Source organism: Rhodoferax sp. OV413, from assembly GCF_945881795.1.
GTDB lineage: Bacteria > Pseudomonadota > Gammaproteobacteria > Burkholderiales > Burkholderiaceae_C > Allorhodoferax.
Map to the genome: position 1 here is coordinate 1 of NZ_CAMCVG010000065.1, position 11,987 is coordinate 11,987.

The 11,987-nt window shown below is 64.4% G+C and carries 10 protein-coding genes and 1 pseudogene; 8 read left to right on the plus strand and 3 right to left on the minus strand.

Annotated features, from left to right (window positions below; translation table 11 throughout):
• Window positions 1-258 (minus strand): annotated as a pseudogene (locus tag Q0O05_RS08880) (hypothetical protein); the annotation flags it as partial.
• Between the two features lie 128 nt (window positions 259-386).
• Between Q0O05_RS08880 and Q0O05_RS08885 the strand changes: the two are divergent.
• From Q0O05_RS08885 to Q0O05_RS08895, 3 genes are all read left to right on the plus strand, one after another.
• Entirely contained in the window at window positions 387-1,349 is a 963-nt protein-coding gene (locus Q0O05_RS08885; RefSeq protein ID WP_293662219.1) for a LysR family transcriptional regulator, read from the plus strand.
• Window positions 1,346-2,182, plus strand: a complete 837-nt coding sequence (locus Q0O05_RS08890; RefSeq protein ID WP_293662220.1) for a metallophosphoesterase — start codon at window positions 1,346-1,348, stop codon at window positions 2,180-2,182. Before Q0O05_RS08885 ends, Q0O05_RS08890 begins: the two co-directional genes overlap by 4 nt.
• 80 nt (window positions 2,183-2,262) lie before the next feature.
• Window positions 2,263-2,685, plus strand: a complete 423-nt coding sequence (locus Q0O05_RS08895; protein WP_293662222.1) for a universal stress protein — start codon at window positions 2,263-2,265, stop codon at window positions 2,683-2,685.
• 48 nt (window positions 2,686-2,733) lie between these two features.
• Here the strand turns inward: Q0O05_RS08895 and Q0O05_RS08900 are convergent, their stop codons facing one another.
• Complete coding sequence (locus tag Q0O05_RS08900) at window positions 2,734-3,309, minus strand: TetR/AcrR family transcriptional regulator (protein ID WP_293662232.1); 576 nt, start codon at window positions 3,307-3,309, stop codon at window positions 2,734-2,736.
• A gap of 181 nt (window positions 3,310-3,490) precedes the next feature.
• On the opposite strand from Q0O05_RS08900, the gene Q0O05_RS08905 reads away from it, so the two are divergent.
• Window positions 3,491-4,846: a D-amino acid dehydrogenase gene (locus Q0O05_RS08905; RefSeq protein WP_293662224.1), complete on the plus strand. Its 1,356-nt coding sequence runs from the start codon at window positions 3,491-3,493 to the stop codon at window positions 4,844-4,846.
• A gap of 82 nt (window positions 4,847-4,928) precedes the next feature.
• Here the strand turns inward: Q0O05_RS08905 and Q0O05_RS08910 are convergent, their stop codons facing one another.
• Entirely contained in the window at window positions 4,929-5,873 is a 945-nt protein-coding gene (locus tag Q0O05_RS08910) for a LysR family transcriptional regulator (RefSeq protein WP_293662226.1), read from the minus strand.
• 158 nt (window positions 5,874-6,031) lie between these two features.
• Here Q0O05_RS08910 and Q0O05_RS08915 point away from each other — a divergent pair, with 158 nt between their 5' ends.
• The 4 genes from Q0O05_RS08915 to Q0O05_RS08930 all read left to right on the plus strand — a co-directional run bounded on the left by Q0O05_RS08915 (window position 6,032) and on the right by Q0O05_RS08930 (window position 11,792).
• Entirely contained in the window at window positions 6,032-7,342 is a 1,311-nt protein-coding gene (locus tag Q0O05_RS08915; protein ID WP_293662234.1) for an aspartate aminotransferase family protein, read from the plus strand.
• A gap of 92 nt (window positions 7,343-7,434) precedes the next feature.
• On the plus strand, window positions 7,435-8,940 hold the full coding sequence (locus Q0O05_RS08920) for a CoA-acylating methylmalonate-semialdehyde dehydrogenase (RefSeq protein WP_293662227.1): 1,506 nt from the start codon (window positions 7,435-7,437) through the stop codon (window positions 8,938-8,940).
• A 2-nt stretch (window positions 8,941-8,942) separates the two neighbouring features.
• Window positions 8,943-9,968, plus strand: coding sequence for an LLM class flavin-dependent oxidoreductase (locus tag Q0O05_RS08925; RefSeq protein WP_293662229.1), 1,026 nt, complete (start codon window positions 8,943-8,945; stop codon window positions 9,966-9,968).
• A gap of 165 nt (window positions 9,969-10,133) precedes the next feature.
• Entirely contained in the window at window positions 10,134-11,792 is a 1,659-nt protein-coding gene (locus Q0O05_RS08930; RefSeq protein ID WP_293662231.1) for a choice-of-anchor I family protein, read from the plus strand.
• Window positions 11,793-11,987 lie beyond the last annotated feature (195 nt).

Consider the following 11,987-nt stretch of genomic DNA (forward strand, 5'->3'; position numbering starts at 1 on the left):
GAACTTGCGCAAAGGCGACGCCAGCAGAGCCAGGCTGGCGAAGGTAACCGTCCACAGCGCAACCCAGGCCGCGAGCATGTGGCCGTCGGCCCATGTGTCAATCAGCTGCTCTGCGACCACCAGCAATGCCGCCAGAACCGCCGCCAGCAACATGCCGGACAAGGTGCGTGATGCTTCGATCTTCTCGGCGCGGGCAGCGGGTTTGCGGGCCGGTGCGGCAGAGGCGCCGACATACGGGTTGCGGATAATTTGGCTCATGGTGGACTCCTTGAAAAGCGGAAGATCGGTGGCTCTGAGAAAGCCAATGGGCGAATAATAGGGTTTACCCTAGCGCTATTCAACTTTATGTTGGTAATGACATCCATTCACGACATTGATAATGAGCCATGCCCGCACCTCGCGTCCAACTCCGTACCTTCGACCTGAACCTGCTCAAGGTGTTTGACGCCGTCATGGCCGAGCGCAGCCTGACACGGGCCGCCGCCGAGCTGCGGCTGACCCAGCCGGCGGTGAGCAATGCTTTGCGCCGGTTGCGCGAGACGTTGGGCGACGAGCTGCTGGTGCGCCGCGGCCGCACGCTGGAGCCCACCGCACGCGGCCAGGAACTGTGGCCGGCGGTGCGCGAGGCCCTGCAAACCCTGCAAGGCTCGCTGTTGCCCACGGTGTTTGAGCCCGCGCAGGCCCGCGACACATTTGTGTTGACCCTGGCCGACGCCACGGCCGCCGAGCTGATGCCGGGGCTGGTGCGCGTGCTGGCAGAAGAGGCTCCGGGCGTGTCGCTGAGGGTGGTGCCGCTCACCACGCGCGACCCGCGGCGGGTTTTGGACGAAGGTGGCGCCGACCTTGCCATCGGCCACTTCCCGGCGGTGCTGGCCGACCTGACCGCGCGGGCTCAGGCCGGCGCACCGCCCACCTTTTTGCACCACCGGCTGTTTGTGAGCGACTATGTGTGCGTCATGCGCGGGGATCATCCGCTGGCGCAGGGAGACCTGACCATCGACCGCTTTTGCGAGGCAAACCACCTGCTGGTGAGTTTTTCCGGGCGGGCCTACGGGTTTATTGACGAGGCGCTGCAGGGTCTGCAGCGCAAGCGTCGGGTAGTGCTCACGGTGAATCAGTTTTTTACCGCCGGCAAGGTGGTCGTGCAGTCCGACCTGCTGACGGTGCTGCCGCGCCATTTTGTGAACGTGACCGGCTTTGCCGGGCAGCTGGTAATTCGCGAGCTGCCGTTTACTGTGGCGCCGATTCAGGTGGATGCGCTGTGGCATCAGCGGCTCGATGGCGCCAGCGGCCATGCCTGGCTGCGCAAGCAGGTCGCCGCGCTGGGGCGCAATGTGTTCCCGACATGAAGATTCAGCTGCTCTCCGACCTGCACCTGGAAGCGCACCCCGACTGGCAGGCCAACCCCCTGCCAGGCGCCGATGTGCTGGTGCTGGCCGGCGATATCGGGTCGTATCAGGCCGGCTCACAGTTGGGCGGAGACGACTTCGGGCTGGAACGCTTTTCCCCGCTGGGGGGCTGGCCGGTACCGGTGCTGTTTGTGCCGGGCAACCACGAGTACGACACGCTGGACTTTGACACCGCCCATGCCCGCCTGCGGGCCTGCTGCGAGCGGCTGGGCATTACCTGGCTGGAGCGCGAAAGCGTGGAGCTTGGCGGGGTGCGCTTTGTGGGCACCACGCTGTGGACCGACTTTGACGCTCTGGCCGCCCGGGAGCCCGCAGCAAAGCAGCTCAAGGCGCGCGACAAGGCCTTTCGGGCGGCTAATTACTACCTCAAGAAAACGCTCACCACCCGCCACGGCGCGCCGTGGCTGGCCGACGGCCTGCGCGAACAGGCCCTGCGCTGCCAGGACTGGCTGCGAGCCGCGCTAGCGCAGCCCCACGACGGCCCGACCGTGGTGGTGACCCACTTTGCGCCCAGCCTGCACAGCGCCGACCCGCGCTACGGCTTGGTACCCGGCACGGCAGGCTTCTGCAACGGGCTGGACGCGCTGCTGGCGCAGGCCGACCTCTGGCTGCACGGACACCTGCACTCGGCCAGCGACTACCGCCTGGGGCGCTGCCGGGTGGTGGCCAACCCGCTGGGCTACGCGCGCAAGAACGAGCAGGCCGCCTACCAGCCTCATTTATTGGTCGAAGTAGGCCCGGGCGCCCGTGAACTATGCGCAGGCAGCTCCTGAGTTTGTAGCAAAAGCTTGACCTGGATCAAGCCGGCGCCCAGGGGCGTGCCTAGACTGAAGGCTCACCAACGGAGACCGCCATGAAAATTTTGCTCGCCGTAGACGGAAGCAGTTACAGCAAAAAGATGCTCGCTTACCTCAGCACCCACGAGGCCCTGCTGGCGCCTGACAACGACTACACGGTGTTCCACGCCGAGCCTTCGCTGCCGGCGCGGGCGCGGGCGGCACTGGGCAAGAGCGTGGTGGAGGACTACTACCGGGAAGAATCCGGCAAGGTGCTCGCACCGGTGGACAAGTTCCTCAGGCGCCACGGCATTGCGGCTGAGCTGGAATGGAAAATGGGGCCGGCCGGCGAGCTGATCGGTAAACGGGCCGAGGCCGGCAAGTTTGATTTGCTGGTGATGGGCTCGCACGGCCACAGCGCCTTGGGCAACCTGGTGATGGGCTCGGTGGCCACCCAGGTGCTGGCCCACTGCAAAACTCCGGTGCTGCTGGTGCGCTAAGGCCGGGCTGCAGGTACGGCAAGCCGGGCAGCTGGTGCGGGGGGCGGTTTATCGGCTGTTGAGCCCGTCAAAGCAGGTGCCGAGCACCAGTTCGATGATCTCTGCGTCGCTGTGCTGCCCGCTCATGCGCAGGAACTCCAGCACCGGATCGCAGGCGCGGGCATATAGGGTGTAGAGCACCGCAATCGCCGGCAGCGCGGGGTTGATCAGCCCTTGCGCCTGCGCCGCTTCAATCCACTCGCCCAGCCGGTCGCTCACGTCCATCAGGCCGTCCATGTAGTCGGTGTGCTTGACCAGCGTAGCGCGCAGGGTGCTGTTCTGGCTGGGCAGCGAGGGCATTTCACCGGCCAGCTTCAGGGCCATGGTCCAGTGCACCACCGCGCGCAGGCGCTGCAGGGACGGCATGTCGCCGGGCAACGAGTCCAGAAACGCCCGCGCCTGCCCCATGAGGTGCGCCATCGCGGCCGCGGCCAAATCTTCTTTGCTGGGGAAGTGTTTGTACAGGCTGGCTTTGGCAATGCCGACGTTGGCAGCCACCTCGTCCACCGTCATCGCCTCGAAGCCTTTTTCGGCCAGCAGCAGGTTCACCGCGCGGATGATGGCGTCCTCGCGGGCCTGCAGCATCTGCTTCTTGAAGGACACCTTGGCGGGCGCAGCCGTGGCGGCAAGCGCGGCGCTGACAAGGGCATTTGAATCGGTCATAGCCGAATTTTAGCCGTCCGTGTCCGAATGTAGGCACACAGGCTTTTTTGTGACCGCGGAGTACGGGCTTTGACTTTCTCTGGGTTTGCCCCACACTTTGGCCATGAAAGTCATCATCCTGGGCGCCGGCACCATCGGCATATGCACCGCGTGGCACCTGCTCGAGCGCGGGCACGAGGTCACTGTGGTCGAGCGGCAGGACGCTGCGGCGCTGGAAACCAGCTTTGCCAACGGCGCCCAAATCTCGGTGAGCTACTGCGAGCCCTGGGCCAACCGGGCCGCGCCGCTCAAAGCCCTGAAGTGGATGTTGAGCAAAGAAGCGCCGCTGCTCTTCCGGCCGCAAGCGCCGTGGGGCGAGGGGCTGCACCAGTACCGCTGGGCGCTGCAGTTTCTGGCGCAGTGCAACGACGCCGCATTTGAGCGCAATGTGCAGCAGCTCGTGGCGCTGGGCGCCTACAGCCATGCCGCACTGAAAGAGATGGTGGCCGCCACCGGCATTGCATACCACCGGCTGGAGCGCGGCATTGCGCACTATTACTGCGACCAGCAGTCGCTGGACGCGGCAGGCGCCGCCGCCGGGCTGATGCGCCGCTTCGGGGTGAACCGTCAGGTGGTCAGCCGCGACGAGTTTTTGGAGCTGGAGCCCGCCTACCGCTCGTTTGCCCACCGAATTGTCGGCGGCACGTTCACGCCCAGCGACGAGTCGGGCGACTGCCGCGTATTCACCCAGGCGCTGGCCGATCGCTGCGCAGCCCGGGGCGCGGAAATGTTGTATGGACACCAAGTGCTGCAGCTCTCGGCGGGGCAAGGTGCTATGAAATCAGTAGCTGTTGGCGCAATATCGACGGGCGCGCAGGGCCAAAAGACCTCCAAAAACACAGTCTCGGGCATGCCCCCGGTCACCCGCACACTACAAGCCGACCATGTGGTGGTGGCCTGCGGCTCCTACAGCGCGCCGCTGTTGCGCAGCGTGGGGGTCGATCTGCCCATCTACCCCGGCAAGGGCTACAGCGCCACGCTCAAAATCCTGCATCCGGATCGGGCGCCGGTGGTTTCGGCCATCGACGACGCCCGCAAGATTGCGCTGAGCCGCCTGGGCGACGAGCTGCGGGTGGCCGGCACGATTGAGATTGGCGGCTACGACCTGCAGCTGAATACGCCGTTGGCCCGCGCGCGCTGCGAGATGCTCACCCGGCGGGTGGAAGAAGTATTGCCCGGCGTGTGCGACACCCGCAGCGAAGACCGGGGCGGAAGCCCCCGCTACTGGTGCGGTCTGCGCCCGGCCACACCCACCAACATCCCCTACATCGGCCAGAGCCCGGTTCGCGGCATCTGGGTGAACGCCGGACATGGCACGCTGGGCTGGACCCACGCCGCCGGCTCGGGCAAGGCGCTGGCCGCGCTGATGCACGGGGACAGGCCGGAGCTGGACTTCCGGTTTTACGGCGCACCCGCCTGAGGCTGGGCCGGCATACCGGACGCCCGAACCCGCGTGGCAGGGTGATCGTCAAGCCGGGGGCGCGTTAAACCGCATGAACCCGCTAAGCCGCGTGGGCATTCGCCAGGCAAGCCTGAAACGCCCGGGTGGCGCGGCTGGGCTGGGGCGATTTGCGGATGATGGCCAGGAACTCGCAGCTGTATTGCAGCAAATCGGGCCGCACCGCCTGCATCAGCCCGCGGCGTACAAAGCTCTCGGCGTAGTGGTCGGGCAAGAATCCCAAAAACTGCCCGCTGAGGATGAGCGTGGCAATCGACTCTTGGTCAAATCCGGTCGCGCTGCGGGAGAGGCGCAGGCGCTGGCTGAGCGCCATGTTGGGCGAGTGGTAGCCCAGCCCGGCAAAGGCGTGGTGGGCCAGGGTGTCCCAGTCCAGCGCGCGGTGGTCGGCGCCCCACAAGGGATGCTGCTGGCCGCAGTACAGCAACATGTGTTCGTCAAACAGGGGGGTGTAGTCCAGCACGTCCGAGGTGCGGTGGCCGGGGATGATGCCCACATGGAACTGCCCGTCCAGCACACCGCGCTCGATGGCGGTGAGGGTTGCCACATGCAGGTTCAGCTCGACATCGGGGGCATCGTGGTGAAAGTGAGCGATGGCTTCTGCAATATGGCTGGCGGGGTTGCTGGCGGTTTTGTCGAACACCGCCACCTGCAACTGCCCGCCCATGCGCTGGTGGATGTCGTCCACGCTGCTGCGAAAGGCGTCGGTCGCGGCCAGCAGGGCGGCGGTGTGGGCGTAGATTTTTTCGCCCTCGGCGGTGAGCGCAAAGCCTGCGCGGCCGCGGCGGCACAGGGTCAGGCCGAGGCGGGTTTCGAGGTCTTTGACGTGGCGGCTTACGGTGGAGGTGCCGATGTTGAGCTCGAGCTCGGCAGCTGCCATGCCGCCGCAGTCCACCACCGCCTTGAACACGCGCAGCAGCCGCAGGTCCATGTCGCTGATCTGGCCCAATACGGCATGGGCCTTGGTCTGCGGTGGCGCATTTACTTTCATAGTTTGCGAAGTAAGGTTTGATATTTGGTGATTGGCGAGAGTAACAGAGGCGCCCACAATGGGCCATCACCTCACCTTACAAGGAGACCGCGATGAAGCTCAATGACACCCAGGCCCCCGCCACCGCCGAAGCGGTGACCAGCACCTCGACCTTCCCGATGACCAGCGAGTGGATGGAGTCGCACTGGATGGCCTTCACCGGCAACCGCAACTTCAAGGCCAAGCCCCGCATGATGGTCAGCGCCCAGGGCGCCTACTACACCGACTCCAACGGCAAGAAGATTTTTGACGGCCTCTCGGGCCTGTGGTGCGCCGGCCTGGGCCATGGCCGCCCGGAAATCACCGCCGCGGTGAGCAAGCAGATTGCCACGCTGGACTTTTCGCCCGCGTTCCAGTTCGGCCACCCGCTCTCGTTTGAGCTGGCCAACAAGATTGTGGATCTCATGCCCACGGGCCTGGACCATGTGTTCTACACCGGCTCAGGCTCCGAGTCGGCCGACACCGCGCTCAAAATGGCCCGCGCCTACTGGCGCGCCAAGGGCATGGGCAGCAAAACCCGCCTCATCGGCCGCGAAAAGGGCTACCACGGCGTCAACTTCGGCGGCATCTCGGTGGGCGGCCTGCCGGCCAACCGCAAGACCTTCGGCCAGGGCATTGAGGCCGATCACCTGGCCCACACCCAGCTGGCCAGCAACGCCTTCAGCATGGGCCTGCCGGAGAAAGGCGCAGAGATGGCCGACGAGCTGCTGCGCATCATCAACCTGCACGACGCGTCCAACATTGCCGCCCTGATTGTGGAGCCCATGTCCGGCTCGGCCGGCATTGTGGTGCCGCCGGTGGGCTACTTGCAGCGCCTGCGCGAGATTTGCACCGCGCACAACATCCTGCTGATTTTCGATGAGGTCATCACCGGCTTCGGCCGCCTGGGCGCGTACACCGGCGCCGGCTATTTCGGCGTGACACCCGACATCCTGAACGCGGCCAAGCAAATCACCAACGGCGCGCAGCCGCTGGGCGTGGTGGTAGCCAAGAAAGAGATTTACGACACCTTCATGGCACAGGGCGGCCCCGAGTACATGCTCGAATTCCCCCACGGCTACACCTACTCGGCCCACCCGGTGCCCTGCGCGGCCGGCATTGCGGCGCTGGATGTTCTGGTCAAGGAAAACATGATCGACCGCGTGGCAGCACTTGCGCCCTACTTTGAAAAGGCCGTGCACGGACTGCGCGGCACCAAGCACATCACCGATATCCGCAACCTGGGACTGTCTGCCGGTTTCACGCTGGCGGCGGTGCCCGGGGAGCCGGCCAAACGGCCCTATGAGGTGGCCATGCGCTGCCTCGACAAGGGCTTTTACGTGCGCTACGCCGGCGACTGTATTGCGCTGGCGCCTCCCTTCATCAGCACCGAGGCCGAGATTGACCTCTTGGTCAGCGCGCTGGGTGAGGCCATCCACGAGACCGCCTGAAGCGCGCCCCCTCGACTACACTGTATTTTTCATAGCAGCCGGCGCACCGGCAAGTACGCCGGCTGCGTTTTTGCGGCAACTAGAGAAGCACCATGTCCCAACTCCCTACCGTCGGCCACCTGATTGGCGGCAAGATCATCACCACCGGCGAGCGCGCGCAAGACGTGTTCAACCCCGCCACCGGCCGCGCTGAAAAACGCGTGCTTCTGGCCTCCAAGACCACCGTCGAAGAAGCCATTGCCAACGCGCAGGCCGCCTTCCCCGCCTGGCGCAACACCCCGCCGCTCAAGCGTGCCCGCGTGATGAGCAACCTCAAGGTGCTGCTGGAAAAACACGCCGACGAAATCTGCGCCATGATCACCGCCGAGCACGGCAAGGTGCTGTCGGACGCGTTGGGCGAGCTGCAACGCGGCATTGAAAACGTCGAGTACGCTTCCTACGCGCCCGAGCTGCTCAAGGGCGAGCACAGCAAGAATGTGGGCCCCGCGATTGACAGCTGGTCCGAGTTCCAGGCGCTGGGCGTGACCGCCGGCATCACCCCGTTTAACTTCCCCGCCATGGTGCCCTTGTGGATGTGGCCCATGGCCGTGTCCTGCGGTAACACCTTCATCCTGAAGCCCTCCGAGCGCGACCCCACCAGCACCCTGCGCATTGCCGAGCTGGCGCTGGAAGCCGGCCTGCCACCGGGCGTACTCAACGTGGTCAACGGCGACAAGGAAGCCGTGGACACCCTGCTGACCGACCCGCGCGTCAAAGCAGTGAGCTTTGTGGGCTCCACCCCGATTGCCGAATACATCTACAGCACCGGCTGCGCACACGGCAAGCGCGTACAGGCCCTGGGCGGCGCCAAGAACCACGCCGTGGTCATGCCCGACGCCGACGTGCCCAACGCGGTGAACGCCCTGATGGGCGCGGCCTACGGCTCCTGCGGCGAGCGCTGCATGGCCATCCCGTTGGTTGTCGCCGTGGGTGATGCCACTGCGGACGCCGTCATTGAAGGCCTGAAGACTGAAATCGCCAAGATGAAGGTCGGCCCCGGCACCGCCCCGGGCATTGACATGGGCCCGCTGGTTACCAAGCCGCACTTTGAGAAGGTCAAGGGCTATGTGGACCAGGGCGTCAAAGAAGGCGCCACGCTGGTGGTGGATGGACGCGGCCTGAAGATCGAAGGCCATGAAGACGGCTACTACCTCGGCGCCTGCCTGTTTGACAACGTCAAGCCCGGCATGGTGATTTACCAGGAAGAAATCTTTGGCCCCGTGCTCGGCGTGGTGCGCGTGAAGACTCTGCAAGAAGCGATGGACCTGATCGACGCCCACGAATACGGCAACGGCACCTGCATCTTCACCCGCGACGGCGAAGCCGCCCGCTACTTCACCGACAACATCCTGGTCGGCATGGTCGGCGTGAACGTGCCCCTGCCGGTGCCGGTGGCCTACCACTCGTTTGGCGGCTGGAAGCGTTCGCTGTTCGGCGACCTGCACGCCTACGGCCCTGACGCGGTGCGCTTCTACACCAAGCGCAAAACCATCACCCAGCGCTGGCCCTCGGCCGGCGTGCGCGAAGGCACGGTGTTCAGCTTCCCGAGCAGCCGCTGAGCATGACCCGGCTTTCCATGCTCGACCTCGTCTCCGTACGGGAGGGAGGGACAGTGGGGGAAGCCCTGCAATGCGCCTTGAGAACAGCGCAGCACGCCGAGTCGCTCGGCTTTGTGCGCTACTGGCTGGCGGAGCACCACAACATGCCCGGCATCGCCAGCTCCGCCACCGCGGTGCTGGTGGGGCATGTGGCGGGCGGCACCCAATCGATTCGTGTGGGCTCGGGCGGCATCATGCTGCCCAACCACGCGCCGCTGGTGGTGGCTGAAGCCTTCGGCACGCTGGCGGAGCTCTACCCCGGCCGGATCGACCTGGGCCTGGGCCGCGCGCCCGGCACCGACCAGGCCACCATGCGGGCGCTGCGCCGCAACCACACCGAACACGAAGAAGACTTCCCCCGCGATGTGGCGGAGCTGCAGGCGCTGCTGGGGCCAACACGGCCCGGGCAAAAGCTGGTGGCCCTGCCCGGCGCGGGAACCCAAGTGCCCATCTGGTTGCTGGGCTCCAGCCTCTATTCGGCACAGCTGGCGGCCCACATGGGGCTTCCCTATGCATTTGCCTCGCACTTTGCGCCGCGCTACCTGCACCAGGCGCTGGCGATGTACCGCAGCCTGTACCAGCCCTCGGCCGAGTGGCCACGGCCCTACGTGATGGTGGGCGTGCCTCTGGTGGCCGCGCGCACCGATGAAGAGGCCGAGCTGCTGGCCAGCAGCCTGTACCAGCGGGTGCTCGGCTTTTTGACCGGCCAGCGCAAGGGGCTGCCGCCACCGGTCGACCGGTTTTTGCAACAGTGCCCGCCCGACGCCCGCGCTGCCATCCAAGACTTCCTGGGCGAAGCGGTTATCGGCGGGCCCGACACCGTGCGCTCCGGCCTGCAGGCTATGGGCTCTGCCACCCAGGCCAACGAACTTTTGCTCGTCTGCGACATCTACGACCCCACCCTGCGCCTGCGCGCTCTGGACATTGCCGCGCAGGCCATCCGCCAGGCGCAAGCTGAGGCTGCGAGGTTCGATGTTGCAGTAGCGTGATGTTTGAGTGCTTGCATGCTTGGGATCAAGCGATATCAAAAATGAAGACGATGTTCAGCCTCCCCAGCAGCCGCTGAGTCGCGGAGAAATCCCTCTCGAGTTGGCGGCTGTTTTCATGTAGCCGTCACTTCCATCTCTTTTACTCTGGGTTTTTTAGGAGTGAAGATGAAGAAGTTATCCATTCTGGCCCTGACCCTTGTGGCGGCTGCGATTTCAGCCGGTTGCGCTTTCAACGGTGCCAGTGAACCAACACCTGTCGGCATCACCCTCACCAAGATTGGTGGCTTCGGAAGCGGCGCGCTTGGCGCATCGGAGATCACCGCATATGACAGCAAGACCAAACGGCTATTCGTGGTGAACGGCACCAACGGCTCCTTGGATGTAATGGACCTTCGCAATCCGGCCAGCCCCGTCGCAATCAAAACCATTGCTACAGACACGTTAGGCGGTGGCGTTTTCAATAGCGTCGCCACCTTCGATGGCCTCATTGCCGTAGCACTTGAGGCGGATCCCAAGACCTCGCCGGGAAAGGTCGTCTTCTACGATGCTCAAACACTGTCCCAGTTGAGTGCCGTCAATGTGAGCGCCCAGCCCGACATGTTGACCTTCAGCCCCGACGGCAAGTATGTGGTCACCGCCAACGAAGGTGAACCCAATAGCTACAACAACGCGCCCATTCCTCCATCTAAGACGCCCTCTGTGTCCATCGACCCTGAAGGCTCGGTCAGCGTGATCACTGTGAACGGCGGACGCAATCCTTCCGTGGCAACCGCCGACTTCAAGGCCTACATAGGCCAAGAGACCAGCCTGCGCGCGCAAGGCATTCGCATCTTCGGGCCTGGCGCAAATGCTGCTCAAGACCTGGAGCCGGAATACGTCGCCGTGGCGCCCGACAGCAAGACAGCCTTCGTCACGCTGCAGGAAAACAACGCCATTGCCATCGTGGATCTGGCTTCTGCCAAGGTGACATCCATCAAGTCCCTCGGAACAAAAGACCACAGCCTGCCCGGCATGGGACTAGATGCCAGCGATAAAGACGGCGGCGTCAACACCAACAACGGCACGCCCGCAAAAAAAATCGCCAACTATCCGGTCAAAGGCATGTATCAGCCTGACGGCATTGCCGCCTATGAGGTGGGCGGACAAACGTATTTCATTACCGCCAATGAAGGCGAAGCCCGCGCCGACTGGCCCGGCTACACCGACGAAACCCGGGTACGGCAACACTGCGCAAACGGTCTGGACCCTGCGGTGTTTTCCGACGCTACCAACCTGATTCTGGACTCGAACCTTGGCCGCTTGCGCATCACGGCCACACCTTTTGGTGGCGGCACAACGGGCAAAAATGCCGCAGGCCAGTGCAATGAGCTTTACAGCTTTGGCGCACGCTCCTTCACCATCTGGAACAAAGACGTGGTTCGGGTCTTTGACTCGGGCGATCAGTTTGAACAGCGCACCCTCTCGCTGGACATCTTCAATTCGAGCCACGAAACCAACTCCATGGATGCCCGCAGCGCAACCAAAGGCCCTGAGCCCGAGGGCGTTACGGTTGGCAAGATTGGCGCAAAACACTTCGCGTTTATCGGCCTTGAGCGCATTGGCGGCGTGATGGTCTATGACGTCACCACCCCGACGGCTCCAAGCTTCGTGACCTACTTCAACAACCGCGGCACAGCCGCCGGGGCAGCACCCACCGGGGACCGCGGCCCCGAGGGTGTCCACTTCATCCCGGCTGCCAAGTCGCCCAATGGCAAGCCGCTGTTGATTCTCGGAAACGAAACCAGTGGCACGACCTCTATCTTGCAACTGAATCTGAGCTACTAATCGCCTCTGCATGCAAACAGCGCCTTTTAGGCGCTGTTTGCCTTTCTGCCGCCCGATGAAGCGCTGCAAAGGATAATTCGGGCCTTAATCGGAATTGCATGGCACTTATCACCTTACTTGACGCCCAGCTGGCATTTGGGCACGTTCCCCTGCTCGACCACGCTGATTTCGCACTGGAAACGCAGGAGCGCGTCG